The 24,331-nt window shown below is 61.2% G+C and carries 24 protein-coding genes; 8 read left to right on the top strand and 16 right to left on the bottom strand.

Annotated features, from left to right (window positions below; all coding sequences use genetic code 11):
* Positions 1-9 precede the first annotated feature (9 nt).
* Positions 10-765, bottom strand: coding sequence for a membrane protein (locus tag ACM6I7_RS22675; RefSeq protein ID WP_027612499.1), 756 nt, complete (start codon positions 763-765; stop codon positions 10-12).
* Positions 766-1,108: 343 nt separating this feature from the next.
* Here ACM6I7_RS22675 and ACM6I7_RS22670 point away from each other — a divergent pair, with 343 nt between their 5' ends.
* Both ACM6I7_RS22670 and ACM6I7_RS22665 read left to right on the top strand, forming a co-directional pair.
* Positions 1,109-1,471, top strand: coding sequence for a heme utilization protein (locus tag ACM6I7_RS22670; RefSeq protein WP_414889325.1), 363 nt, complete (start codon positions 1,109-1,111; stop codon positions 1,469-1,471).
* A gap of 260 nt (positions 1,472-1,731) precedes the next feature.
* The gene (locus tag ACM6I7_RS22665; protein ID WP_027612497.1) at positions 1,732-2,361 is read left to right on the top strand and encodes a flavin reductase family protein; all 630 of its coding nucleotides are present in this window, start codon (positions 1,732-1,734) and stop codon (positions 2,359-2,361) included.
* A gap of 6 nt (positions 2,362-2,367) precedes the next feature.
* On the opposite strand, the gene ACM6I7_RS22660 is transcribed toward ACM6I7_RS22665, so the two are convergent.
* Positions 2,368-2,610: a hypothetical protein gene (locus ACM6I7_RS22660; RefSeq protein ID WP_007965872.1), complete on the bottom strand. Its 243-nt coding sequence runs from the start codon at positions 2,608-2,610 to the stop codon at positions 2,368-2,370.
* Positions 2,611-2,653: 43 nt separating this feature from the next.
* Positions 2,654-3,007 carry an antibiotic biosynthesis monooxygenase family protein gene (locus ACM6I7_RS22655; RefSeq protein ID WP_027612495.1) on the bottom strand — a complete coding sequence of 118 codons (354 nt, stop codon included), beginning with the start codon at positions 3,005-3,007 and terminating at the stop codon, positions 2,654-2,656.
* A 430-nt stretch (positions 3,008-3,437) separates the two neighbouring features.
* On the opposite strand from ACM6I7_RS22655, the gene ACM6I7_RS22650 reads away from it, so the two are divergent.
* Entirely contained in the window at positions 3,438-4,367 is a 930-nt protein-coding gene (locus tag ACM6I7_RS22650; protein WP_027612494.1) for an AraC family transcriptional regulator, read from the top strand.
* A gap of 126 nt (positions 4,368-4,493) precedes the next feature.
* On the opposite strand, the gene ACM6I7_RS22645 is transcribed toward ACM6I7_RS22650, so the two are convergent.
* The 6 genes from ACM6I7_RS22645 to ACM6I7_RS22620 all read right to left on the bottom strand — a co-directional run bounded on the left by ACM6I7_RS22645 (position 4,494) and on the right by ACM6I7_RS22620 (position 11,966).
* A complete protein-coding gene (locus ACM6I7_RS22645) occupies positions 4,494-5,549 on the bottom strand; it encodes an ABC transporter ATP-binding protein (RefSeq protein WP_027612493.1) in 1,056 nt (351 codons plus the stop codon).
* A gap of 13 nt (positions 5,550-5,562) precedes the next feature.
* Positions 5,563-6,411 carry an ABC transporter permease gene (locus ACM6I7_RS22640; RefSeq protein ID WP_027612492.1) on the bottom strand — a complete coding sequence of 283 codons (849 nt, stop codon included), beginning with the start codon at positions 6,409-6,411 and terminating at the stop codon, positions 5,563-5,565.
* Positions 6,408-7,316, bottom strand: a complete 909-nt coding sequence (locus ACM6I7_RS22635) for an ABC transporter permease (protein ID WP_025111659.1) — start codon at positions 7,314-7,316, stop codon at positions 6,408-6,410. The genes ACM6I7_RS22640 and ACM6I7_RS22635 overlap by 4 nt, the downstream gene beginning before the upstream one ends.
* Positions 7,317-7,559: 243 nt before the next feature.
* Complete coding sequence (locus tag ACM6I7_RS22630) at positions 7,560-8,663, bottom strand: ABC transporter substrate-binding protein (RefSeq protein WP_027612490.1); 1,104 nt, start codon at positions 8,661-8,663, stop codon at positions 7,560-7,562.
* Between the two features lie 217 nt (positions 8,664-8,880).
* Positions 8,881-10,332 (bottom strand): aldehyde dehydrogenase family protein, encoded by a 1,452-nt coding sequence (locus ACM6I7_RS22625; protein ID WP_414889324.1) that lies wholly within the window; start codon positions 10,330-10,332, stop codon positions 8,881-8,883.
* Complete coding sequence (locus tag ACM6I7_RS22620) at positions 10,329-11,966, bottom strand: 5-guanidino-2-oxopentanoate decarboxylase (RefSeq protein ID WP_414889323.1); 1,638 nt, start codon at positions 11,964-11,966, stop codon at positions 10,329-10,331. Before ACM6I7_RS22620 ends, ACM6I7_RS22625 begins: the two co-directional genes overlap by 4 nt.
* 230 nt (positions 11,967-12,196) lie before the next feature.
* On the opposite strand from ACM6I7_RS22620, the gene ACM6I7_RS22615 reads away from it, so the two are divergent.
* Positions 12,197-13,078 carry a LysR substrate-binding domain-containing protein gene (locus ACM6I7_RS22615; RefSeq protein WP_414889322.1) on the top strand — a complete coding sequence of 294 codons (882 nt, stop codon included), beginning with the start codon at positions 12,197-12,199 and terminating at the stop codon, positions 13,076-13,078.
* Positions 13,079-13,201: 123 nt separating this feature from the next.
* Here the strand turns inward: ACM6I7_RS22615 and ACM6I7_RS22610 are convergent, their stop codons facing one another.
* Complete coding sequence (locus ACM6I7_RS22610; protein ID WP_414889321.1) at positions 13,202-13,816, bottom strand: NAD(P)-dependent oxidoreductase; 615 nt, start codon at positions 13,814-13,816, stop codon at positions 13,202-13,204.
* A gap of 45 nt (positions 13,817-13,861) precedes the next feature.
* Positions 13,862-14,740 carry an MBL fold metallo-hydrolase gene (locus ACM6I7_RS22605; RefSeq protein WP_096795117.1) on the bottom strand — a complete coding sequence of 293 codons (879 nt, stop codon included), beginning with the start codon at positions 14,738-14,740 and terminating at the stop codon, positions 13,862-13,864.
* A 114-nt stretch (positions 14,741-14,854) separates the two neighbouring features.
* Between ACM6I7_RS22605 and ACM6I7_RS22600 the strand changes: the two genes are divergently transcribed.
* Entirely contained in the window at positions 14,855-15,760 is a 906-nt protein-coding gene (locus tag ACM6I7_RS22600; RefSeq protein ID WP_209318218.1) for a LysR family transcriptional regulator, read from the top strand.
* 201 nt (positions 15,761-15,961) lie between these two features.
* Positions 15,962-16,138 (top strand): hypothetical protein, encoded by a 177-nt coding sequence (locus ACM6I7_RS22595; protein ID WP_007964044.1) that lies wholly within the window; start codon positions 15,962-15,964, stop codon positions 16,136-16,138.
* Positions 16,139-16,273: 135 nt separating this feature from the next.
* Here ACM6I7_RS22595 and ACM6I7_RS22590 read toward each other — a convergent pair whose 3' ends face one another.
* A complete protein-coding gene (locus tag ACM6I7_RS22590) occupies positions 16,274-17,158 on the bottom strand; it encodes a helix-turn-helix domain-containing protein (protein WP_139054289.1) in 885 nt (294 codons plus the stop codon).
* 177 nt (positions 17,159-17,335) lie between these two features.
* Between ACM6I7_RS22590 and pobA the strand changes: the two genes are divergently transcribed.
* Positions 17,336-18,529, top strand: coding sequence for a 4-hydroxybenzoate 3-monooxygenase (gene pobA / locus ACM6I7_RS22585; protein ID WP_414889320.1), 1,194 nt, complete (start codon positions 17,336-17,338; stop codon positions 18,527-18,529).
* Positions 18,530-18,608: 79 nt separating this feature from the next.
* Positions 18,609-20,126 (top strand): MDR family MFS transporter, encoded by a 1,518-nt coding sequence (locus ACM6I7_RS22580; protein WP_098965330.1) that lies wholly within the window; start codon positions 18,609-18,611, stop codon positions 20,124-20,126.
* Between the two features lie 125 nt (positions 20,127-20,251).
* Here the strand turns inward: ACM6I7_RS22580 and ACM6I7_RS22575 are convergent, their stop codons facing one another.
* The 4 genes from ACM6I7_RS22575 to ACM6I7_RS22560 all read right to left on the bottom strand — a co-directional run bounded on the left by ACM6I7_RS22575 (position 20,252) and on the right by ACM6I7_RS22560 (position 24,241).
* Complete coding sequence (locus ACM6I7_RS22575; RefSeq protein ID WP_414889319.1) at positions 20,252-21,100, bottom strand: cache domain-containing protein; 849 nt, start codon at positions 21,098-21,100, stop codon at positions 20,252-20,254.
* A gap of 230 nt (positions 21,101-21,330) precedes the next feature.
* On the bottom strand, positions 21,331-22,185 hold the full coding sequence (locus tag ACM6I7_RS22570) for an ATPase (RefSeq protein WP_414889318.1): 855 nt from the start codon (positions 22,183-22,185) through the stop codon (positions 21,331-21,333).
* Between the two features lie 116 nt (positions 22,186-22,301).
* On the bottom strand, positions 22,302-23,294 hold the full coding sequence (locus tag ACM6I7_RS22565) for an NAD-dependent epimerase/dehydratase family protein (protein ID WP_027612479.1): 993 nt from the start codon (positions 23,292-23,294) through the stop codon (positions 22,302-22,304).
* 53 nt (positions 23,295-23,347) lie between these two features.
* Positions 23,348-24,241, bottom strand: coding sequence for a LysR family transcriptional regulator ArgP (locus tag ACM6I7_RS22560; RefSeq protein WP_414889317.1), 894 nt, complete (start codon positions 24,239-24,241; stop codon positions 23,348-23,350).
* Between the last annotated feature and the right edge of the window lie 90 nt (positions 24,242-24,331).

Here is a 24,331-nt window from a genome sequence, read left to right as displayed (position 1 = left end):
GACTCGGTATCAAGTCAACTCGGCAACCGGCGGCTTGCCATAACGCTTCTGCGCATACGACGCGCCGACAATCATCACCAGCAGAATCCCCGCCAACACCGCCGACGAGCCGATGGTGCCGAAGTCCAGGCCGCCCTTTTCATGGGACTTGGTCATCAGGTCGCCCAAGGTCGCACCGAACGGCCGGGTCAGCACGAACGCCACCCAGAACAACAGCACCGACGAAATCTTCGTGAAGTATTTGAGCGCCACGACCACGGCAATGGTCGAGCCGATCAGCAGCGCGCCACCGGCAAAACCCAGGCCCGAATCATCGGCCAGGTAATCGCCGAGCGCAGTGCCCAGGGTGTTGGAAAACAGAATCGCCATCCAGTAGAACATCTCGCCGCGGAAAGTCTGCACCTTGCTGACGTTCAGAGAATCGCCGCTCAGACGCCAGGCCGTGAAGATCGCCAATAGAATCGCAATCAGGATCATCGACCCGGTGGCGTAGCCCAGTTCAAGGGTGCGGTCCATGAAGTCGGACATGGTGGTGCCGGCGGTGCTGGTCGACAGAATCACGATCCAGTACAGCAGCGGCTTGTAGGTCTTGGCCATCAGTTGGCTGATCAGGGTCAGCACGAACACGCTGATCAGGATCAGCGAGCTGAGGGCGTACCCGACGTTGAGCGTCATCGACAGCAAGTCCCCCGCGGTTTCCCCCAGGGTCGTCGCGCAGATTTTCATGACCCAGAACGCCAGGGTGATTTGAGGCAGTTTGTTCATCGCAAGCAAAGCTCCAGTGTGGGACGGCCGGTTCTTGGTTTTCTGGCCGTGGGCAGACTGGCGTCGCACCGGTGAAAAACCGGTCGGCAACAGATGAAAAATCCGTCATATCGCGAAAATCAGCGATTAATCCCCCATTAATGCTGCCTCGGCATCCTGCCACTACCTGATCGATGACCCGCGCGGCGTTCGCTCCCGACAGTGGAAGCCCATTCAATGCGCCGCCCTTAATATCAAGTTAATCGATTATTTTTAGCATTTATTTGCGCTTTTTTATCAATTTAGTTGGCGTAGCATTAAACCCATGCAAGACACACCCGCCAACGAATCTGGAGTCACTCACATGAAAACCAAACTGATCCTCGCTTTCGCCTTGTCCGTAATGGCCGCCAACACCTTTGCTGCCGACGGTTATGACCGCACTGGCTCGGCTGTCGCTGCCGATGGTTATGACCGCACTGGCTCGGCCGTCGCTGCCGATGGTTATGACCGCACTGGCTCGGCCGTCGCTGCCGATGGTTACGAACGCACTGGCTCGGCCGTCGCTGCCGATGGTTACGACCGCACTGGCTCGGCAACCGTCGCCGAGGATGGCTACGACCGCACCGGTTCGGCGACCTTTGCTGAAGACGGCTACGACCGCACCGGTTCGGCTGCCTTCGCCGCTGACGGCTACGACCGCACCCAATCCGCTTCGATCAGCTGATTGCAGTTGTAAAGCGCACAGCCCGGCTTCGGCCGGGCTTAGTCATTTCTGGGGCACGGCAAATATCCCCTGTGGGAGCGGGCTTGCTCGCGAAAGCGCCGGGTCAGTCAACCACTGTGGCAACTGAAAGATTGCATTCGCGAGCAACCCCGCTGCCACAAAGGGGATTGCATCAACTGGAATATCTTTGTGTGACTGGAAAATGCTGTTTCAGACTTGCACTATTGCCTTCTACAAACGCCCTCCAGGAACCTCCAGCCATGTCCGATGACATCCACTTCTACGAACCCGCCAACGGCCACGGTCTGCCCCACGATCCGTTCAACGCCATCGTCGGCCCGCGTCCCATCGGCTGGATTTCTTCGCAGGATGCCGACGGCCAGCTGAATCTTGCGCCTTACAGTTTCTTCAACGCGTTCAACTACATTCCGCCGATCATTGGTTTTTCCAGCATCGGGCGCAAAGACAGCCTGAACAACATCGAGCAGACCGGCGAGTTCGCCTGGAACCTCGCCACTCGCCCGTTGGCCGAGCAGATGAACCAGAGCTGCGCGATGGTCGCGCCTGAGGTCAACGAGTTTGAATTGGCCGGGCTGACGTCAGTGGCGTCGAAGGTGATTGCGGTACCACGGGTAGCCGAAAGCCCGGTGTCCTTCGAGTGCAAGGTCACGCAGATCATCCAGTTGCAGCGCGCCGATGGCGAAACCGTGCCGAGCTGGCTGATTCTCGGCGAAGTGGTCGCCGTGCATATCGCCAAATGGCTGTTGAAGGACGGGATCTACGACACCGCCGCGGCAGAACCGATTCTGCGCGGCGGCGGGCCGGCGGATTATTTCCAGTTGGGGCCTGAAGCCCTGTTCAAGATGTGGCGCCCGGGGGCGGACAAGTAAGCGCAGTTACCAGATCAGCTCGGCGTCATCAGTGACGCCCTTGAGGCGGTCCAGCTCATTGATGGCAGCCTCATCGGCAGCGATGGCGCCGGGGAAAACCTGATCACCCAGCAGTTTGTGGAAGCGTGGCGCACCGCCATCGACCAGGGCCTTGACCGCGATTGCCGCGTGGTAACCCTTGTTGCCGCCCAACTCGACAGGGACGACTGCGGAGACTGCTTCGAAGTGTTCAAACTCTTTACGTGCCATGGCACACATCCTGGCTCAGATGAATAAGCCGGACATTAAACCCTCAACCGGCGAGTTTGTGTATCGGTGCCGGACATTGTCCGAGCGCCTGCGCTGCCGACACCTCTTTGAAGGTGTGGAAATCCAGGCTGTTGACCACCAGATCCTGGACCAGTTCGGCAAAGATCTGCATCGACGGGCTGTTGAAATACGCGGTCATTGCCTGTTGATGGCTCCAGAAACCGGAGACCAGCCACAGCTCCGGATCGCATTGCGAATGCTGCAGGGCGAAGTTCAGGCAACCGGGGGCGTTGCGTGACGGTTCGATCAAGGCACTGAGGCGTACACCCAGTTCGGCGGAGCGTCCGGCGCGCGCTCGAACGAAGGCCATATGACTGACGGGAATCTGCTTGGACATGTTCAACCCTCCCAGGGAGTCGCGTGGCAGCCGGGGGACGGGCTGCGACAGGATCAAAGGTTAAGGGCCGGGCGCAAGGTGCCGTTAGTCGATTCCTGCCGCTGCGTTGCACAATCCTGCGAGACTGCACAAACGCCCCGCATCGATGGGTAGAAACCTGTCACACCGCTGTCACAACGCTTTTGTGTAGGAGCTGCCGAAGGCTGCGATCTTTTGACTTTTGTTTTTAAAATCAAAAGATCGCAGCCTTCGGCAGCTCCTACAGGGGTCTTCGACCCAAGGGGTAAGGTGGCGGTCGCGGGCTGATGGCCGGCACGCAAAAGCAGCCCATGCAGAATCAGGCAAGCATTTGACAGGATGTGTCTACCGCTGGCGCTTGCACAAACATATGCTCTGCCCCATTCCAGATTCCTTGCCGAGGATGCCGTGCATGACGTCATTCGATCGTTTCCAGTCTCCGCCCGATGCCGACATGGAAAAACAGCGTGCAGAACTCGCGGCGATCATCCGCCGCAACACCACGGACGACGGCAGTTATCAGACCGCCATCGGCTCGCTGTTCATGTCGCGCCATACCCAGTCCCATGACTTCGCCCCGGTGCTGGCGCAACCGGCGCTGTGCATCATGGCCCAGGGCCGCAAAGAGGTGCGCCTGGCCGATGAGTTCTTCAATTACGACCCGCTGAATTACCTGGTGGTCTCGGTCTCGATGCCGCTCAGCGGACGGGTAGTGAATGTCTCGCCGGAGGATCCGATTCTCGCCGTGCGCCTGGACATCGACCCGGCGGAAATCACCGCACTGATTGCCGACGCCGGCCCCATGGGCGTGCCGACCCGACCGACCGGGCGCGGCCTGTATGTGGAAAAGATCGACAGCGCGATGCTCGACGCGGTGTTGCGTCTGGCGCGACTGCTGGATGCGCCGAAAGACATCGCCATGCTCGCGCCGCTGATTCGCCGGGAGATTCTTTATCGCCTGCTGCGCAGTCCGCAGGGCCATCGCTTGTATGAAATCGCGATTGCCAACAGCCAGAGCCACCGCATCAGCCAGGCGATCAAATGGCTCAACGGCAACTTCGAACAGCCGCTGCGCATTGATGATCTGGCGAAAGAAGTCAACCTCAGCGTTTCAACCCTGCATCACCGCTTCAAGGCGATGACCGCGATGAGTCCGTTGCAGTACCAGAAGCAATTGCGCCTGCAGGAAGCGCGGCGCCTGATGCTGGCCGAAGGGCTGGAAGCGTCGGCGGCGGGCTATCGCGTGGGCTATGAAAGCCCGTCGCAGTTCAGCCGCGAGTACAGCCGCTTGTTTGGTGCGCCGCCGTTAAGGGATCTGGCGCGGTTGCGGCAGTCGGTCTGATCCGGACTTGGCGTTGCTGCATCTGGCGCTTTCGCGAGCAGGCTCGCTCCCACAGAGGAACGCATTTCCAAATGTGGGAGCGAGCCTGCTCGCGAAGAGGCCAGCGAGGCCAACATCAAATCCGGATCAAGCCCCCAACACTCGACACGCCTCGCTCGGCAACGTCACCGACACCGGATGCCCGACCCCCAAACCGATCCCCTGACACGGCGTGCTCAGCGCCGTGAACGTCACCCCGGAACACTCCACCGTGGTCTCGATGGTCGCGCCGATATCGCGCACGAACGTCACCTTGCCGAGCAAGCGATTGCCCGCCGTGGCTTGTGGCGCGGACAGTTGCAGATCCTCCGGACGAATCAGCATCTTCACCTTCTGCCCCGCTTCGATGCTGCTGCAGATCGGCACTTGCAGCGCATCACCGCCCGGCAAACTGACCTTGCCGTCACCCAGCGCCGTGGCCGGAAAAATGTTGCCCGAACCGATGAAGTCGGCGACGAACTCGTTGGCCGGGTGCCGGTAGATTTCGATCGGTGTGCCCACCTGCTGCACCTTGTGCTCGCCCAGCACCACGACGATGTCGGCCATGGTCATGGCTTCGCGCTGATCGTGGGTGACCATGATCGTGGTGATGTTCAAGCGCTGTTGCAGCTGACGTATTTCCACCTGCATCGACTCGCGCAGCTTGGCGTCCAGCGCCGACAGCGGTTCGTCGAGTAAAAGAATTTTCGGCCGCGAGGCGATGGCCCGGGCAATCGCCACCCGCTGCCGTTGCCCGCCTGAAAGCTTCGCCACCGGCCGATCGATCATTGCTTGCAGCTGAATCAACTCTAGCAACTCCACCACCCGCGCCTGCTGCTCGGCCTTGCTCACGCCGCGCAGTTTCAGCGGGTAGGCGATGTTCTCGCCGACGGTCATGTGCGGGAACAGCGCCAGCGACTGGAACACCATGCCGAAGTTGCGCAGGTGCGCCGGGGTGTGACCGATGTTCTCGCCATCGAGGCGAATCTCGCCGCCGGTAAGGGTCTCCAGCCCGGCGATCATCCGCAGCAAGGTGGTTTTGCCGCAGCCCGACGGGCCGAGAAAACACACCAGTTGGCCTTCCGGCAAATGCAGATTGACGTCCTGTACCGCGCAAGCCGAGCCGTAGAATTTCTCGACGTTTTCCAGAATCAGACCAGTCATGTTGCACCTCAAATCAAAAGGAAACGCCGCCCTCGCCCACCAGCTTCTCCAGCGCCCAGATCAGGACGAAGTCGATCAGCACGATCAGCACGGCAAACGAGAACACGGTAGGGTCGAGCGATGACACGGTGCGGCTGTACATCCAGATCGGCACGGTCATGACGTCGATGGTGTAGAGGAAATAGGTCACGGTGAATTCGTTGAACGAGACGATGAACGCCAGCAGCATCCCCGCCAGAATCCCCGACTTCATCAACGGCACCACCACGTCGACAATCGCCCGCAGCGGTGAAGCGCCGAGCATCCGCGCCGCCTCTTCGACTTCGCTGCCGATGGAGAGCATGGCGGCGGTGCAGTTTTTCACCACGAACGGCAGCGCCAGAATCACGTGGGCAATCACCAGTCGCGAGGTGGTCAGGTGGAACGGCAGGCTGTCGAACACCAGCAGCAACGCCAGTCCCAACACCACCATCGGAAACACCAGCGGCAGCGACATCAGTTGCAGCGCCACGGCTTTGCCACGGAACTCGCAACGGGTCAGCGCATAGGCGGCAGGCACCGCGATCAGCGTGGCGAAAACCATGGTCAGGCACGACACCAGCAGGCTGGTAGCCATGGCCTGACCGAGACTCAGCACGTCGCTGGCGTCTGGCGAGACGAAGGTGTGCCAGGCCGCCTTGTACCATTGCAGGCTGTAGCTGCTCGGCGGGAAGTCGAGGTTCGACGCACCGCTGAACGACATGACGATCATGGTCAGGATCGGCAACACCGCCAGCAGCAGAATGAACCCGGAGAGGATTCCGGCGAGCTTGCCGGTGTCGCCGGGCAGCAGCGCCATGCGCTTGTTGGTCAGGGTACTCATTGCGAAGCCTCCAGCAGACGCCGACGACGGCCGGTGATGTATTCAGACAGGGTCATGATCGCCAGCGTGGTGACGATCAGCACCACCCCGGCAGCGGATGCCGCGGGCCAGTTCATCAGCGGCGCGATCTGGTCATGCACCATCACCGCGAGCATCGGCACACGGCGGCCACCGAGCAGCAACGGCACGACAAAACTGCTGGCGTTGTAGGCGAACACCAGCGTCGCCCCGGTGATGATCCCCGGCAGACTCATCGGCAACACCACCTGACGGAACACCTGAAAACGACTGGCGCCCAGTGTCGCCGCCGCCTCTTCGTAGGTACGCGCAACACCACGCATGGCGCTGGCAATCGGCAGCACGGCCAAAGGAAACGCGGTCTGCACCAGGCCCATCAGCACGCCGTTCTGGTTGTACAGCAGCATGATCGGACGCTTGATCAGGCCCAGGCCCATCAGCGTCTGGTTGAGCATCCCGCCCGGGCCGAGAATCACCAGCCAGCCGTAGCTTTGCAGCAGCAGGTTGACCAGCAGCGGCAGCAACACTGCGGCAAGGAAGATCCGCCGCACGAACGGCGAGGTCAGCCGTGACATGGTGTACGCCACCGGGATCGCCAGCAGCACCGCGATCACTGCACTGATCAGCGCCAGACGCAGGGTCAGCAGCAGGGATTTGAGGTAATAGGGTTCGAGCAATTGCGCGTAGCTGGCGAGGCTGAACCCGCTCCATTCCGCGCCTTTAGTGCCGACGCTCATGCGCAGCACCAGCAGGCTGGCGGCGATCAGCACACCGAGAAACAGCATCGACGGCGTGAGGAAAAACCACGCCCGCGCCGTCGGCGAAATACCGCGCGCCGGGCGCACGTCAGCGGCGCCAACCGGTTGGGTCAGGGATTGATGTTCCATAGCAATGATCTCGTCAATGGAAAGCTAATCTCGCAAACACCTCAATCTCCTGTGGGAGTCATTTTTTGTGGTGAGGGGATTTATCCCCGACCGGCTGCGAAGCAGTCGCAAAACCATCGTGCGCGGTACATTTGATGCACCGTATTTGCTGATCTTGGGGCAGCTACGCTGCCCATCGGGGATAAATCCCCTCACCACAGGACTCGCTCCCACAGGGGGCCCGTGGTGTTCGGGAGGCCGGCGTCAGGAAGAAAAAATTTCCGTATAGCGACGAATCCATTGGTCATGCACGGTCGCCAGGAAGGCGTTGTCGTGCATGATCGCCTTCTCGGCAATCTGCTCCGGCGTGAGGATGTACGGACTCTTGCGCGCTTCGGCGGAGATGATCGCCTTGGCGTTGACCGGGCCGTTGAAGATGTCTTCGGCCATCTTGCCCTGCACCAGCGGGTCGAGAGAGTGGTCGATGAAGGCGTAGGCCAGGTCGGTGTCGCCCGGACGGTTCTTCGGCATCACCGAGAGCATCAGGTCGGTGTAGAAACCTTCCTTCATGCCGAACGTGGCACCGAGGCCATAGTTCGGATCGCGGATCTGCTTGGGGAAAAATGCCGGGGCGTACAAGCCGCCCATGTCCAGGGAACCGGTGCGGAACAGCTCGGCGATCTGGTTCGGGTTCTCGCCGAGGGTGACCACGCGATCCTTCAGCTCGGCGAGTTTCTTGAAGCCCGGCTCGATGTTGTGTTCGTCACCGCCGGCCAGTTTCGCGGCGATGATGATCAGGTCCATCGCCTCGGTCCAGTTCGGCGGCGGCAGGAAAATGTTCGGCGCCAGATCGGCGTCCCACAACGCGGCGTAGCTGTCCGGTGCCTGTTTGAGGGTGCGGGTGCTGTAGACCAGACTGTTGCACCACAGCAGGTAACCGATGCCGTGCCCGTTGGCGCCGGTGCGGTATTTTTCCGGTACGTCGATGAGGTTTGGAATGCGGTTGAGGTCGGGTTTTTCCAGCAGCCCGGCAGCGGCCAGACCTTCAGCGCCGACCCCGGCCAGGGTGATGATGTCGTACTGCGGACGGTCACCGCCGGCCTTGAGTTTGGCGACCATTTCCGAGGTGCTGCCGGTGCGGTCGGCGATGACCTTGGCGCCGGTCTTGGCCTCGAAGGTGGCGGCAATGTTGCGCAGTGCGGCGAGGCCGGTGTCATCCGACCAGGTCAGCAAACGCAGAGTCTTGCCGGCGAACCGCGTGTCGCTGGCGCTGGCCCGGATGAAGGGCATGCTCAGGGCCGCCGCCGCTACCGAGGCGACGCCGACGGTTTTAATGAATTGACGCCTGTTCAGATCATGCTCGCCCATGAAGGACTCCCTTTGTTCTTTTAAGTATGAGGTTGGTCGCAACCGTTGCATCCGCGCGGCCGGATCCGCTGCAGGCCTTGTATTCAAAGGCCTGCAGCGCTGCCGACGGGTTCATCCTGAGGTCGTGCAATACACCTGACTATCGATAAAAACTCATCGAAGCCATGACACCGACGCATGCCTCGTTGCGAGGCATGCGCTCACCTTTTTCGGGCGCTCAGAGCGCCCGGATCACGTGTTTGATTTCCTGAAACGCAGCCAGGCCCCACGGCCCCAATTCGCGGCCGATGCTGCTCTGCTTATAGCCGCCCCACGCCGTCTGCGGGAAGATCACTTGCGGCGCGTTGAGCCATACAAGCCCCGCCTGCAGGGCGTTGGCGACGCGGTCGGCGGTCTCGGCGTTACGCGTCACCACACTGGCGACCAGCCCGAACTGGCTGTCGTTGGCCAGGGCAATCGCCTCGGCTTCGCTGCTGAAACTGCGCACGCAGAGCACCGGGCCGAAAATCTCTTCACACCACAACGCACTGTCGAGGGGCACGTCGGTGAACACCGTTGGCTGCAAAAAATAACCGCGTGGCAGATGCGCCGGACGATTGCCGCCGCACACCAGCTTGGCGCCAGCGCTCAAGCCACGGTCGATGTGACCGAGCACGCGCTGGTATTGCGCCTGATTGACCAGCGCGCCCATCTCCACGTCCGGGTCGAACGGATCGGCCACGCGAATCGCTTGCGCGCGCTTTTGCAGACGCTCAAGAAATTCATCGGCCAGCTCATCGGCGACCAGCACCCGGCTGGTGGCCGAGCACATCTGCCCGGCGTTGAAGAAACCGCCGCCGCAGGCCAGTTCCACCGCCAGTTCCAAATCGGCATCTTCAAGCACCAGCAGCGAAGATTTGCCGCCCAGTTCCAGGCTCACGCCCTTCACCGTTTCGGCGGCGCGCTGCATTACTTGCACACCGACGGCGTTGCTGCCGGTGAAGGAAATCTTGGCGATACGCGGATCCGCCGACAGCGGCGCACCGACCGCCAGACCGGTGCCGCAGACCAGGTTGAACACACCGTTGGGCAGACCGGATTCAGCGATGATCGCCGCCAGTTCCAGCTCCGGCAGCGGCGTGACTTCCGACGGTTTGAGCACCACGCAGCAACCGGCGGCCAAGGCCGGGGCGAGCTTCCACGCTGTGGTGACCATCGGGAAATTCCACGGCACGATCAGCCCGACCACACCGCACGGTTCACGACGCAGACGCGCGCTGAAGTCATCGCTGGGCAGCGCCACGTTGCTGTCGAGTTGTGCGTCGAGGCCTTCGGCCAATTCGGCGTAATACTCGAAAGTGGCGATCACATCATCGACGTCGATCGCCGCTTCGAATTGCGGTTTGCCGTTGTTGCTCGACTGCAACTTCATCAAGTGGTCACGACCGTTGCGCACGCCGTTGGCGATGTTGCGCAGAATCGCGCCACGCTCGGCGCCAGTGGTTTTCGACCAGCGCTTGAACGTTTCAGTGGCGGCGCTGACGGCCAGATCAACCGCGCTTTCATCGCCGCCATTGACCGTGGTCAGCAGCGCTTCGGTCGCCGGATTGATCACCCTCAGATGCTCACGCCCGGCCGACCATTGACCGTTGATGTACAGGCCATCGAGTGTGGTTGGAAAATTGATCATCGGGCCACCGCCTGCATCCATTGGCTCTGGTCGATTTCGATCAGGGTCGGGCCCTGACGATCGGTGGCGGCACGCAGCGCGCCGCGCAGCTGTTCAACCGAACTGATCGCTTCGGCGGCGCAGCCCAGGGCCTTGGCCACACCGATGAAATCCGGGGTGTAGATGTCGACGCCGACCGGCTCGATGGCGCGGTTGACCATGTATTTCTTGATCTCTTCGTAACCCTGGTTATTCCACAGCAGCACGATCACCGGGGTGCGCGCTTCAACCGCACTGGCCAGTTCCGGCAAGGTGAACTGCAAGCCGCCGTCGCCGATCAGGCACACCACTGGCGGACGAGCGCCACCCTCAATGCCGCCACCGAGCCACGCGCCAATAGCCGCCGGCAGGGCATAACCGAGGGTGCCGTAACCAGTGGACGAGTTGAACCAGCGCCGTGGACGTTCCGGGTTGAACGTGAGGTTGCCGGTGTACACCGGTTGCGTGGAGTCGCCGACGAATACTGCGTCCGGCAACTCGTGCAGTACGGTTTCCAGAAAACGGGTCTGGGCCAGGGTTGGCACGTCCCAGGTCGCGGCCAGCTCATCGCGCAGACGCGCGGCCCGCACCTGGCCCCAATCGTTACGCCGCTCGGCCAGCGCCTGCTGCGACAGTGCGCCGAGCAGCGCTTGCGCGGCGTTGCGCGAGTCGGCGACCAACGCCACGTGCGGCGGATAGTTGCGCACGGTCTGATCGGCATCGATGTCGATGCGCAGCAACTTGCCGGGGATTTCAAATCCGCCGGCGAAGGTCACGTCGTAATCGGTTTCGGCCAGTTCGGTGCCGATCGCCAGCACCACGTCGGCATCGGCCACCAGTGCGCGAGTGGCGACCAGGCTTTGCGTCGAGCCGATCAGCAGCGGATGGCTGGACGGCAACATGCCTTTGGCGTTGATGGTCAGCGCCACCGGGGCGTCGAGCAGCTCGGCCAGCTCAGTCAGTTCGGCGGCGGCATCGATGGCACCGCCACCGGCGAGAATCAGCGGACGCCGAGCGCCGGCCAGCAACTCAGTCATGCGCCGTACTGCAGCCGGTGCAGCCCCGGCGCGGTCGATGTGCACCGGAACGCTGGCGAGCAGCTCATCAGCCTCTTCTACCAAAACATCCAGCGGAATCTCGATGTGCACCGGACGCGGACGCCCGGCCTGAAACAGTGCGAAAGCACGGGCCAGCACGCCGGGCAATTCCGCCGCCGACATCAGCGTGTGGGAGAACGCCGCGACGCCGCCGACCAGCGCACTCTGGTTCGGCAACTCATGGAGTTTGCCGCGACCGCCACCCAACTGGCTGCGGGTCTGCACGCTGGAGATCACCAGCATCGGGATCGAGTCGGCGTAGGCCTGGCCCATCGCGGTGGTGATGTTGGTCATGCCCGGGCCGGTGATGATGAAGCACACACCCGGTTTGCCGCTGGTGCGCGCATAGCCGTCAGCCATGAATCCGGCGCCCTGCTCGTGCCGTGGAGTGACGTGGTTAATGCTCGAACGGGCCAGCCCGCGATACAGTTCCACGGTGTGCACCCCGGGAATGCCGAACACCTGCTCGACCCCGTAATCCTCGAGTAACTTGACCAGTACTTCGCCACACGTCGCCATGTCGATTGCCCTTCTTGTTCGTTTGAGACACAAGGCCTTTGTGTAGGAGTGAGCCTGCTCGCGATGGCGTCTTCACATTCAACATTACGGTGACTGACACACCGCTATCGCGAGCAGGCTCACTCCTACAAAGGGCCCCTTGAATGGGCTCATTGAACGGGCGGCAGGTAGCGGCAACAATCGATTAAAAGTCATACTAGCCATGTCCTCACGTCATACCTTGGATCCACATGAAACGACTGCCTCCCCTGCCCGCCCTGCACACGTTTCTGATTACTGCGCAGTGCTGCAACTTCACCCGGGCGGCCGAGCAGTTGCACATCACTCAGGGCGCGGTGAGCCGGCAGATTGCCGGGCTGGAAGCTCATCTGGGGTATGAGTTGTTCATCCGTCTGGCCCGAGGCCTGGAACTGACCGCCGAAGGACGCGAATGGCTGCCACGGGTGGAAAAGATCTTCGGCCTGATCAGCGAGGCCACCGAGCAGATCGGTCGCAAGCGGCAAACCCTGCAACTCAAGGCGCCCAGCTGCGTGATGCGCTGGCTGGTGCCGCGCCTGCTGCAATGGCAAAAGGAACGCCCGGACGTGCCGGTCAAACTGACCACTACACTGGCCCATGGCGTCGACTTCCAGCGCGAGCAATTCGATGCGGCGGTGATCTACGGCACCCCGCCGGACAACTCCTCGACTGCCCTGCACCTGTTTGATGAACAACTGACACCGGTCTGCTCGCCAGCATTATTGAAAGGCCCACCGGCGCTGAGCGAACCGGCCGACCTGCAACAGCATCTGCTGCTGCATCCGACCCGCGATACACAAGACTGGTCGGTGTGGCTGACCGCCGCCGAATTGCAGTTGAACAACGTCAACATGGGGCAGCATTTCGAGACGCTGGATCAGGCGATGTCGATGGCGTCGCATGGGACGGGTGTGGCGATTGGCGACTGGTCGCTGATCGGCGATGACCTGCGCGCGGGGCGGCTGGTGATGCCGTTTGAGCTGAAGGTGAAAACGGGGCTGGGCTACTACGTGGTGATGCCGCAGGGCGGCGAGGCGTCGCCGCAGCTGGAAGAGTTGATGATCTGGCTGGTGGAACAGGCGCATACCCGCTGAAGTACACAGATCCCCCTGTGGGAGCGGGCTTGCTCGCGAAAGCGGAGTGTCAGCGACATTTTAAGTGACTGACACACTGCATTCGCGAGCAAGCCCGCTCCCACATTGGGTCTGCGTCGTAGCTTAATACCCGACCGTAAACCGCTGACGCGAATGCTTCGGCGTTTCCACTTCGTCAATCAGCGCAATCGCGTAATCGGCGAAGGTGATCCAGCTGCGACCTTCAGCACTGAACAGCAAATGATCCTTGCCAACGCGGAAGGTGCCGGTGCGCTCACCTTCGACGAACTCTGCCGATGGCGAGAGGAAAGTCCAGTCCAGATCCTTCTCCTGACGCAAGGCATCAAGAAACGCCGCGCCAGCGCTGGCCTCGGTTTTGTACTCGGCGGGGAAACCCGCACTGTCGATCACTCGGGTGTCGTCCGGCAGCAACAGCGAACCGGCACCGCCGACCACCAGCAGACGCTTCACGCCCGCCTGCTTCACCGGGCCGACCAGAGCACTGGCCGGTACCGTGGCGAAGTGCGCGGCGCTGATCACCACGTCGTGACCGGCGACTGCGGCTTGCAGCGCCGCCGAATCCAGCACATCGACATTCTTGCTGACCACACCGGCACGCGCGCCGATCTTCGAGGTATCACGGGCGATGGCGGTGACGCTATGGCCGCGACGCAGGGCTTCTTCCAGCAGTTGGCTACCGGCACGGCCGGTGGCACCAATGATTGCGATCTTGCTCATGACATTCTCCAGTTGGCTTGAGAGTGCTGCGTTTTCAGAATCGGCTTACCACTTCATCTCGCCCTTGGCGACTTTGGCGCTCAGTTCCAGCGAGCTTTCTTCGCCGAGTTTCGGGTAGCGCTTGTGCATGGCCTTGATCAGTGCGGCGGAATCCTTGGCCTTGGCGGTTTCTTCGTCGAAAGCCTTAATGTAGTCGGCGGTGAATTTCACGCTGGCCAGCGAGCGGCTGCTCTCGCCCAGGTAGTGACCCGGCACCACGGTTTTCGGCTTCAGGGTTTCGATCGAGTGCAGGGTTTGCAGCCAGTCGGCGTGGGATTGCGCGGTCTGGGTATCGGCCATCCACACATGAATATTCTCGGCGACCACAACGCCACCGACCACGGCCTTGAGCGACGGAATCCACACGAAGCTGCGATCCGGTTGTTTGCCTTCAAGACCGACCACCTGCAACTTCTGCCCTTCGAGCATCAGGCTATCGCCCTTGAGCACGCCCGGCACGATGGTTTTGGCCGGTACGTCGCCGCCCATTTTCGGGCCCCAGAAGGCAAGTTTGCCGGCGACGGTTTTGTTGATGTGATCGACGGTCGGCTGCGAGGCCAGCACTTCGGCGTCGGGGAAGGCCTGGGTCAGGGTGTCGAGGCCGAAGTAGTAATCCGGGTCACCGTGGCTGATGTAAATGGTGGTCAGGTGCTTGCCGCTGGCGCGGATCTTTTCCACCACCTGCTCGGCCTGGGCCTTGCCGAATTGTGCATCGACCAGAATCGCGTCTTTCTCGCCGCTGACCAGCACCGAAGTCACCGGGAAAATCGCGTGGGTGCCCGGGTTGTAAACGTCCAGAGTCAGGTTGGCGGCAGCGGCGTGGGCCGCGAAACCGAGGGTGGCGGTGGCCAGCAAAACGCGCTTGAGGGTAGTGAAGCCGATCATCTGTTGCTCCGTGATCCGAATGCCGTGTTTGGCGATGGGACAGAGCTTAGTTGCCTGACTCGGTACAAAAAATGCGATGCTTGGACATAGTTTGTTTCTGAAAGCGGGCAAATCATGGATCGTCTTCAAGCAATGCGCGTGTTTGTCACAGTGGTGGATCTGGGCAGCCAGTCGGCGGCGGCCGATCATCTGGACCTGTCACGGCCAGTGGTGTCGCGTTATCTGGCGGAGCTGGAAGACTGGGTCGGCGCGCGCCTGATGCACCGCACCACGCGCAAATTGAGCCTGACCGCCGCCGGCAGTGAAATCCTGCCGCGCTGCCGGCAGATGCTCGAACTCTCGACCGACATGCAGGCCGCCGTCAGCGAACCCGACGAGGCACCGCGCGGGCTGCTGCGCATCAGCGTCAGTACCTCGTTCGGTCAGGCGCAACTGGCCGATGCGATGGCGGCGTACGTCAAACGCTATCCCGGGGTCAGCATCGACCTGCAGATGCTCGACCGCACGGTGAATCTGGTGGATGAGCGCATCGATCTGGCGATCCGCACCAGCAATGACCTCGATCCGAACCTGATCGCCCGGCGCCTGACCGTGTGCCGCTCGGTGGTCTGCGCCGCACCGGCTTATTTGCGCGACAACCCGCCACCGCAACGGGTCGAGGACCTGAGCCGACACAACTGCCTCACCCACTCCTACTTCGGCAAGAGCCTGTGGCATTTCGAGGAGGACGGCGAGCCCGTGTCGGTGCCGGTGCAGGGCAACATCAGCGCCAACGAGGCCAGCACCCTGCTGCGCGCAACCCTGGCCGGTGCGGGCGTGGCGATGCTGCCGACCTATCAGGCCGGGGTGCATGTGCATGCCGGTGAACTGGTGCGCCTGCTGCCGGGTGCCGAGCCACGGCAGATGAACATCTACGCGGTGTACGCCTCACGCAAGCATATGCCGGCGGCGTTGCGCAGCATGCTGGATTTTCTCGTCGAACGATTCCCGGAAAATCCCGAATGGGATATGGGCCTGTAAATCCGATGCCCCTGTGGGAGCGGGCTTGCTCGCGAAGGCGGTGTATCAGTCTGGATCGTCATCGACTGACACCACGCCTTCGCGAGCAAGCCCGCTCCCACAGGGGGGATGTCACATAGGCCGGGTTTGTGGCTGGCAACTCTATGCCGCTGACCTATGCTGAAAGTAATACCGCAGGGTATGCGTTCAGAGGTCTACGCCATGAACATCAGAACAAGAAGGTACTTCGCGATTTTCATCACCTGCGCCGCCACGCTGGCGCTGTACGGCACTGCGGCCTGGCGGGTCGAGCAACTGCGACAACTGCCGCGCGAATACGCCAGCTGCAATTTCGAGCGCTGTATTCCGCACAATGCGACGCTTAACGCATTGCGCTAATGACCTGAGCTGGCATGCAATCCTGTGGGAGCGAGCCTGCTCGCGAATGCGGTGTGCCATTCCGCATTGATGCACACTGATACACCGCTTTCGGGAGCAAGCCCCCTCCCACAGGATATCGCCAGGTTTACAGGATCACTGATCGGCCTTCAGCCGGTCACGAAACGCCTTTGGCGAAATGCCCACCCTGCGCCGGAACAGGCGCGTGAAGTTGGTCGGATCGGAAAACCCCAACAACTCCGACATCTCATAAATGGTCATGCTGGTGTAGGTCAGCAAACGTTTGGCTTCCAGTAACTGGCGTTCGTGCATGATCTGCAGCGCTGGCTGCCCTGCCAGTTCGCGGCAGGTGCCGTTGAGGTGTGATACCGAAATCCCCAGACGATGGGCGAGGTCTTCGACCTTCACATGCTGGCGGTACGTCTCCTCCACCAATTGAATGAACCCGTTGAGGTATTCGCGCTGGCGTTGCGGCCGCTGGCTGGCGTTATGGCGCACGAGCGCCTGACGGCTGACCCAGACCATGATCACGCTGACCAGCGAATGCATGAGCATTTCCCGCGCGGGTTGATGGCCGTTGTACTCGGCCTGCAACGCTGAAAACAGACTGTTCAGGTACTCCGCGTCCTTGCCCGCCGGGTAGTGCTCGGCCTGGGCCAGTGCGTGCACCGAACTGCCCAGTTGCGCCTGCAGGTGATTGATCAGCGGATTAGCGAGGGTGACGACAAATCCTTCGACGTCCTCGGAAAAGCGAAAGCCATGCACCGACAACGGTGGCAGGACTTGAATCGCGGGTTGGTTGAGCTGCGTGCGTTGACCTTCGATTTCAAGCTCTGCCTGACCTTTGAAGACGAAGAGCAACTGGCACAAATCGGCGTGGCGGTGGGGTTTGATTTCCCATTGATGTTCGCGGCTGCGTTTGGAAATGGTTTCACAGTGCAGCAAGTCAGGGGTCGGCCAGTCCAGGCTTTCACCGTAGAGCTTGAACACCGGAATCGAAGGCAGGTCAGGCTTGTTCATCACTTCAATCCAGGCCTCGAGGTTGCGGGCGATAATCGCACCGATTGGCAAAATGTACAGGTATCGGCTCAGTTTTCACCTTCAATTGACAGACCCGCAAGGGAAAAATGCAAGCACTCGATCCATAAAAATCATTCACCGGCGCCTGTCGCGTGAAGCTTGCGAGTCATAAAAACAATGAAAACGCTGAAAACCCAAGTCGCCATCATTGGCGCCGGTCCGTCCGGATTGCTCCTCGGTCAGTTGCTGCACAACGCCGGCATCGACACCCTGATTCTCGAACGCCAGACACCCGACTATGTCCTCGGACGAATTCGCGCCGGCGTGCTTGAACAAGGCATGGTAGAGCTGTTGCGCCAGGCCGGCGTAGGCGCGCGCATGGATGCCGAAGGGCTGGTGCACGCCGGCTTCGATCTGGCACTGGATGGGCGTCTGGCACACATCGATCTGCAGGCTTTGACCGGCGGCAAAACCGTCATGGTTTACGGTCAGACCGAAGTCACGCGCGACCTGATGGCCGCTCGTCGGGAGGCTGGCGCACTGTCGTTTTATGAAGTGAGCCATGTCGTTCCTCACGGCATGAAAAGCGACGAGGCCTTTGTCACCTTCGAAAAGGATGGCGAAACCTGGCGCGTCGATTGCGATTACATCGCCGGTTGCGATGGTTTTCACGGCGTGGCCCGGCAGTCGATTCCCGAGGCCTGCCTGAAGATCTTCGAGCGGGTCTATCCGTTCGGCTGGCTGGGGATTCTCGCCGATACCCCGCCAGTGCACGAAGAGCTGGTCTACGCCCGGCACGAACGCGGCTTCGCCCTGTGCAGCATGCGCTCGGCCACCCGTACCCGTTATTACCTGCAAGTGCCGGCCGAGGAGAACGTCGCCGACTGGTCCGACGAGCGCTTTTGGGCTGAACTGAAAACCCGTCTGCCCGCCGCGCTTGCCGAAAAACTGGTGACTGGCCCGTCGATTGAAAAAAGCATCGCGCCGCTGCGCAGTTTTGTCGTCGAGCCGATGCAGTACGGGCGGATGTTTCTGCTCGGCGATGCCGCGCACATTGTGCCGCCCACCGGCGCAAAGGGCTTGAATCTGGCCGCCAGCGATGTCAGTACGCTGTTCAACATTCTGCTGAAGGTTTATCGCGAAGGGCGCACCGATCTGCTGGAGAAATACTCGGAGATCTGCCTGCGCCGGGTATGGAAAGCCGAACGTTTCTCCTGGTGGATGACCTCGATGCTGCACCGCTTCGACGAGCATGATGATTTCAGCCAACGGATCAGCGCCTCGGAACTGGAATACTTTGTCAGTTCCGAAGCGGGTCGAAAAACCATTGCAGAAAATTACGTCGGACTTCCGTACGAGGCTATCGAATAGCCTGCTACCGACTTACACTGGCGAGCATCCACCCGCGCGCAATGGCCGTGCGGGTCCATCACTGCCCGCAGGCTCGCCCGTGACCAATCTCAATCACCCTGAAACGCCCAAACCAGCCATTCGCAGCGTGCTGGTCGCGTTGATGATGGCGATTTTTCTCGGCGCGCTGGACCAGACCATCGTCGCCGTCTCGATGCCCGCCATCTCCGCACAGTTCAAGGACGTCAGCCTGCTGGCCTGGGTGATTTCCGGGTACATGGTGGCAATGACCGTGGCGGTGCCGATCTACGGCAAACTCGGCGATTTGTACGGGCGACGCAAACTGATGCTGTTCGGCATGGGCCTGTTCACCCTCGCCTCGCTGTTTTGCGGCATGGCGCAAAGCATGGAACAACTGGTGCTGGCGCGGATTCTCCAGGGCATCGGTGCCGGCGGAATGATTTCGGTCAGTCAGGCAATCATCGGCGACATCGTCCCGCCGCGCGAACGCGGGCGTTATCAGGGTTATTTCAGCAGCATGTACGCGGTGGCCAGCGTCGCCGGGCCAGTGCTCGGCGGCTACATGACCGAATACCTGTCGTGGCGCTGGGTGTTTCTGATCAATCTGCCACTGGGGCTGGGCGCCTGGTGGGTTGCCAATCGCAATCTGCGCGGGCTGCCGATTCCGCAGCGCAAACCGATCATCGACTACCTCGGCACGCTGTTGATGATCATCGGTTTGACCGCCCTGCTGCTGGCCATCACTCAGGTCGGTCAGGGTCATTCGTGGCGCAGCAGTGAAGTGCTCGGTTTGTTCGCCTGCGCGGTGCTGGTGCTGGCGGTGTTCGTGTGGCATGAACGCCGGGCGCGTGAGCCGCTGCTGCCGATGCACTTGTTCACCAACCGCAACGCGTTGCTGTGCTGGTGCACGATTTTCTTCACCAGTTTTCAGGCGATTTCGCTGATCGTGTTGATGCCGCTGCGCTTCCAGAGCGTCACCGGTGCCGGGGCCGATGCGGCGGCGCTGCACTTGCTGCCGCTGGCAATGGGGCTGCCGATCGGCGCTTATTTCGCCGGACGCCGTACTTCGGTGACCGGACGCTACAAACCACAGATTCTGACCGGCGCACTGTTGATGCCGATCTCGATTCTCGGCATGGCGTTCAGCCCACCCGATGCGACGCTGGTCAGCAGCCTGTTCATGCTGCTCAGCGGGATTGCCGGCGGCATGCAGTTCCCGACTTCACTGGTGGGTACGCAGAACTCGGTGGAGCAACGCGACATCGGCGTCGCCACCAGCACCACCAACCTGTTCCGCTCGCTGGGCGGCGCAGTGGGTGTGGCGTTGATGTCGGCGCTGTTGCTGGCGTTGTTGCAGGATTCGAGTTTCGCCCATCTGGCGAGCAACTCGCTGCTCAGCGAAGGGCATTCGGGCAACGTGCTGCTCGACGGTTTGAACGCCGCACCGGGCGATGCGCAGAACGCCTTGCGCGCCGAACTTTCGGTGACGTTCCGGCATCTGCTGTGGGTGAGTACGGCGGTGTCATTGCTGGGGCTGGCGGCCGCGATTGCGATGCCGAACAACCTGCTGCGCGGGCGCGAGCATGGCGCCAAATAACAGCAACACCTTAAAACCCTGTGGGAGGGGGCTTGCTCCCGAAAGCGGTATGTCATTCAACAAAGGTGTTGGCTGATCCACCGCTTTCGGGAGCAAGCCCCCTCCCACAGTAGCGAATGTTTCAATCAGGGGCTGTAGTAACCCACCGCCACCAGGAAATGCCCGACCTTCTTCAGGTAGGCATGCTTGTCCTCGACCTTGCCGGTCACCGGGTTTTTCCAGCGGTATTCGTATTCACCGTCATCCTGTTTGGCGATCAGCGCCAGAATCGGCTCGCCCACCGGTTTGCCTTCCGGGTCCTTGATCTTGCTGAAATCGGTGTTGATCAAGCGCAGGTTGGTGCCGTGGGCAACGTAGCGTTGGGTGTCCAGATCGACCACGAACACGTACAGGTCATCCTGCAGATACCCGCCCTTGAGCGAGTTGATGGCCGTCAGGGTGCCCTTCTCGTTTTTTCCCAGATCGGTTGCAGCCTTGTCGAGAAGTGCCTTGGCCTGCTCGGCTAAAGCACGCGGCAGGTAATAACCGACGGCCAGAATGCGCTGACCGATGCGCTGGTAATAAACATGTTTGCGCTCGACCTTGCCGTCCGCCCAGTTCTGCCAGCGGTATTCGGCCTGTTGAATGCCGTTGCCTTCCGGCACCAGCAAGGCGTCCTTGAAGGCTTTCTGCAAATCCGGCGCAAGCACTTCGCTGACGTCACGGCCGATCAAAGCTGAGGACGGCCCGCCGCTGGCGAGCATCACGCCTTTGGTGTCGACCACGAACACGTAGCGATCCTTGTCGACGAACTCGCCCTGACGGCTGAACGCGGCGAAGGCCTTGTCGCCATTGTCGTGGTAATAAGCCAGCGCCTTTTCCAGCAAAGCGATGGCAGCCTTGCTGTCGTCCTTTTGTGTAGTGGCGGCGTTGACCTGCCCCGCCCCCACAAAAAGCATCACCCCGAGCCACGCCACTTTATGCAAAAACCCCATAACGCATCCCTCGTTCTTGTTGGTGTTTCAAGAGCGTAGACGGCTTGGGGTCGGACGGAGCGCCGAATCCTGTAGCGAGGGGATTTATCCCCGATGGGCTGCGCAGCAGCCCTGATGGAGAGAACACATATTTTCTGACACACCGAGCTGATGGTTTGGGAGCTGCTGCGCAGCCCCATCGGGGATGAATCCCCTCACCACAAAGGTCCCTGGCTACAGTTCATCAGGCCCTATGGCCGGGCATTGATCTGCTGCTGCAGGTTCTGAATCTGCGCCTGCAGGGTGTTGAGGTTGCGGGTCATCTGCCCGCGGAACGCATCGAACTCGGCGGTATTGCCCCCACCCTGCGCAGCGGCCGGGCGGTTGTCCTGCTCACTCTTGAGAACGACGATTTCCTGCTCCAGACGCTCGATCGCCGCGCTCGGATTGCCTTGCTTTTTCAGCGCGGTGATATCAGCGCCGAGGCTTTTCAGCTGCGCGTCATAACTCTTGAGCTGCGCATCGACCTTGCCGGTGTCGGCCGGGGCGCTCTTCAGGGTCGCCAGTTCGGCGCTCAAGGCTTTGACCTGAGCCTGCAACTGGGTATTGGCGTTCTGTTGTTCGGTGGTCTGCGCGGTCATCTGCGCCAGACGCTTGTCCAGATCACTGGTCTGACCGACCACGCCTTGCTGCTGTTTGCTCTGATCCAGCAACTGGGTTTCCAGCTGTTTGATCTGCAGCTTCAAGGCTTCGCTGTCGCTGTTGACGTTGCTCTGGCTGGCGACGACCTTGCCGGAAATGTCCTGCAGGCGCCCTGCCGCTTCCTCGCTGATGCGTGCAAAGCTTTCCTGGGTCGCGACCAATTGCTGCTCCATCAGCGAAATCTGCTGGAAGCTCCACCAGGCCAGACCGATGAAGGCGAAGAACAGCGCGCCGACCAGTGCCCACAGCGGCCCGGTACTCGCGGCCTTGACCTTGACCACCGGCGGCGTGCGCGAGTGCACCGAGGTGCGGGCGGAGGGCGGAATGTCATCGTCGTCAAAGGTGTCGGCCCGCAGGCTCGGTACATCGTCGAAATCGTCGTTGGCATCGTTACGCATGGACATTGAGGCAACCTTTGTGGAACGCGGTGATGGCTAAATGCTGCGAAGTATAACCGCCGCAGCCGCAGGGATTGACCCTCAAGCGGCAGTGCGGTTCATTGCCGGCCGACCGACTTGTATCAACGGATGTCCTGAGCTTTCCACCAGCCACAGAACTCGTCGAGAGCCGACCACAGGCTGACTTTCGGATCGTAGTCCAGATAATGCCGGGCGCGGCTGATGTCGAGGGTGAAATTTTTCTTCATGACTTGCATGCCCAATCGCGACAGGGTCGGCTCCGGGCGTCCCGGCCAGAGTTTGCACACGCCTTCGTTGAGCGCAGCAACGCTGTAGGCCAGACCGTACGAGCGGTATTTGCTGACCTGCGGCACTTCCATTTTGCGCATCACATAATTGACCACATCCCACAGCGGCACCGGCGCGCCATTGCTGATGTTGTAGGCCTTGCCCAACGCGGAACCGGCCGCCAGCAGGCTGCTGAGCAGCGCTTCGTTGAGGTTCTGCACGCTGGTGAAATCGACCTTGTTCAGGCCGTCGCCGATGATCGCCAGACGCCCCTTGCGCTGCATGTTCAGCAGGCGCGGGAAAATGCTCATGTCGCCGGCGCCAGTGACGAAACGCGGGCGCAGGGCGATGGTTTCCAGACCGAATTCCTGTGCGCCAAAGACCTTTTGCTCGGCCAGGTATTTGGTCGCCGCGTAGTGATGTTTGAAGCGCTTGGGCACTTGCTCTTCAGTCAGGCCGAGGTGATCGCGGCCATCGAAATAGATCGACGGCGACGACAGATGCACCAGCCGCCGCACGCGCTGCTTGAGGCAGGCTTCGACGACGTTTTCGGTGACCTGCACGTTGCCCTGATGAAAGTCCTGATAGCGCCCCCACAAGCCGACGGCGCCAGCGCAGTGCACCACGGCTTCGACGTCGGCGCAGAGTTCGCGCACCAAGTCCGCATCGGTGAGATCGCCCGGGACGAACTCGGCGCCACGGCGCACCAGATGCTCGACGCTTTCGGCCCGGCGACCGTTGACCCGCACGTCCAGGCCCTGCTCCAAAGCGAAACGCGCAAAGCGTCCGCCAATGAAGCCGCTTGCGCCGGTGACCAGAATTTTCATGTAACGCTCCGATGTCTTTCGTTTACCTGATACGTCTTTCTTGACGCTGACCATCAGCCCAAGGGCACCAGCCAGCGCGGTGAAGAACGTAGCAATTGCTCGGTCAGCAAGGCCAGCAGCTGACCGCCATTGCGCCAATGATGCCAGTACAACGGCACATCGATCGGTTTATCTGGCAACAGTTCGCGCAATACGCCGCGTCGCAGTTGATCGCGCACTTGCAGTTCCGGCACCAGGCCCCAACCAAACCCGGCTTCGGTCAGACGCACAAAACCTTCGGAGGACGGGCACAAATGATGCTCGAAACCACCATCGACACCGAGCGATGCGAGGTAGCGATGCTGGAGAAAATCGTCCGGGCCGAACACCAGCGCCGGGGTACGCGGCAACTGCTCGGCGCGCACCCCGTCGGGGAAATGCCGCTCGATAAACGCCGGACTGGCCAGCGCCCGATAGCGCATCGCCCCGAGCAACACGCTACGCGCGCCGGCTACCGGGCGTTCGCTGGCGCAGACACACGCCGCCACTTCCCCGGCACGCATGCGCTTGAGGCCGACGGTCTGATCCTCCACCACCAGATCCAGCAATAAATGCTGCTCGGCGCAGAAATCGCCCACGGCCTCGGCCCACCAGGTGGCGAGGCTGTCGGCGTTGATGGCGATGCGCAAACGCTCCGGCAGGCCTTCTTCGTCGAGCGCCGGCACCAGGGTCTGCAAGTCACGTTCGAGCAGGCGCACCTGCTGCACATGGTTGAGCAGCCGCCGGCCAATCTCGGTCGGCGATGGCGGCGTGCCGCGTACCAGCACCGGTTGGCCGACCCGCGCTTCCAGCAATTTGATCCGCTGGGAAATCGCCGATTGCGACAAGCCCAGCACCTGCGCGGCACGTTCGAATCCAGCCTGCTCGACCACGGCGGCCAGAGCGGAAAGCAATTTGTAGTCGAACATCAGTTTTCCTAATGAGCGATCAGCACTATTGGTTTTTCTTATACAGCTTTCGACCGGAGAATAGCCAGCAAGCACTCTTTATCAAGGAAC

Origin of the sequence: Pseudomonas sp. IT-93MI4 (genome assembly GCF_949767635.1) — a bacterium.
Classification (GTDB): domain Bacteria; phylum Pseudomonadota; class Gammaproteobacteria; order Pseudomonadales; family Pseudomonadaceae; genus Aquipseudomonas; species Aquipseudomonas putida_A.
The sequence above is the reverse complement of the archived record's forward strand: the minus strand, read 5'-3'. Positions and strand labels throughout refer to the sequence as shown.

What these genes read in the sequence shown, in the direction of transcription:
- ACM6I7_RS22645 (WP_027612493.1), bottom strand. Translation starts at nt 5,549, where the DNA reads ATGACTGGTCTGATTCTGGAAAACGTCGAGAAATTCTACGGCTCGGCT.
- ACM6I7_RS22665 (WP_027612497.1), top strand. Translation starts at nt 1,732, where the DNA reads ATGTCCGATGACATCCACTTCTACGAACCCGCCAACGGCCACGGTCTG.
- ACM6I7_RS22595 (WP_007964044.1), top strand. Translation starts at nt 15,962, where the DNA reads ATGAACATCAGAACAAGAAGGTACTTCGCGATTTTCATCACCTGCGCC.
- pobA (WP_414889320.1), top strand. Translation starts at nt 17,336, where the DNA reads ATGAAAACGCTGAAAACCCAAGTCGCCATCATTGGCGCCGGTCCGTCC.
- ACM6I7_RS22620 (WP_414889323.1), bottom strand. Translation starts at nt 11,966, where the DNA reads ATGGCGACGTGTGGCGAAGTACTGGTCAAGTTACTCGAGGATTACGGG.
- ACM6I7_RS22625 (WP_414889324.1), bottom strand. Translation starts at nt 10,332, where the DNA reads ATGATCAATTTTCCAACCACACTCGATGGCCTGTACATCAACGGTCAA.
- ACM6I7_RS22615 (WP_414889322.1), top strand. Translation starts at nt 12,197, where the DNA reads ATGAAACGACTGCCTCCCCTGCCCGCCCTGCACACGTTTCTGATTACT.
- ACM6I7_RS22635 (WP_025111659.1), bottom strand. Translation starts at nt 7,316, where the DNA reads ATGGAACATCAATCCCTGACCCAACCGGTTGGCGCCGCTGACGTGCGC.
- ACM6I7_RS22650 (WP_027612494.1), top strand. Translation starts at nt 3,438, where the DNA reads ATGACGTCATTCGATCGTTTCCAGTCTCCGCCCGATGCCGACATGGAA.
- ACM6I7_RS22675 (WP_027612499.1), bottom strand. Translation starts at nt 765, where the DNA reads ATGAACAAACTGCCTCAAATCACCCTGGCGTTCTGGGTCATGAAAATC.
- ACM6I7_RS22590 (WP_139054289.1), bottom strand. Translation starts at nt 17,158, where the DNA reads ATGAACAAGCCTGACCTGCCTTCGATTCCGGTGTTCAAGCTCTACGGT.
- ACM6I7_RS22605 (WP_096795117.1), bottom strand. Translation starts at nt 14,740, where the DNA reads ATGATCGGCTTCACTACCCTCAAGCGCGTTTTGCTGGCCACCGCCACC.
- ACM6I7_RS22560 (WP_414889317.1), bottom strand. Translation starts at nt 24,241, where the DNA reads ATGTTCGACTACAAATTGCTTTCCGCTCTGGCCGCCGTGGTCGAGCAG.
- ACM6I7_RS22630 (WP_027612490.1), bottom strand. Translation starts at nt 8,663, where the DNA reads ATGGGCGAGCATGATCTGAACAGGCGTCAATTCATTAAAACCGTCGGC.
- ACM6I7_RS22640 (WP_027612492.1), bottom strand. Translation starts at nt 6,411, where the DNA reads ATGAGTACCCTGACCAACAAGCGCATGGCGCTGCTGCCCGGCGACACC.
- ACM6I7_RS22670 (WP_414889325.1), top strand. Translation starts at nt 1,109, where the DNA reads ATGAAAACCAAACTGATCCTCGCTTTCGCCTTGTCCGTAATGGCCGCC.
- ACM6I7_RS22575 (WP_414889319.1), bottom strand. Translation starts at nt 21,100, where the DNA reads ATGGGGTTTTTGCATAAAGTGGCGTGGCTCGGGGTGATGCTTTTTGTG.
- ACM6I7_RS22565 (WP_027612479.1), bottom strand. Translation starts at nt 23,294, where the DNA reads ATGAAAATTCTGGTCACCGGCGCAAGCGGCTTCATTGGCGGACGCTTT.
- ACM6I7_RS22570 (WP_414889318.1), bottom strand. Translation starts at nt 22,185, where the DNA reads ATGTCCATGCGTAACGATGCCAACGACGATTTCGACGATGTACCGAGC.
- ACM6I7_RS22660 (WP_007965872.1), bottom strand. Translation starts at nt 2,610, where the DNA reads ATGGCACGTAAAGAGTTTGAACACTTCGAAGCAGTCTCCGCAGTCGTC.
- ACM6I7_RS22600 (WP_209318218.1), top strand. Translation starts at nt 14,855, where the DNA reads ATGGATCGTCTTCAAGCAATGCGCGTGTTTGTCACAGTGGTGGATCTG.
- ACM6I7_RS22610 (WP_414889321.1), bottom strand. Translation starts at nt 13,816, where the DNA reads ATGAGCAAGATCGCAATCATTGGTGCCACCGGCCGTGCCGGTAGCCAA.
- ACM6I7_RS22655 (WP_027612495.1), bottom strand. Translation starts at nt 3,007, where the DNA reads ATGTCCAAGCAGATTCCCGTCAGTCATATGGCCTTCGTTCGAGCGCGC.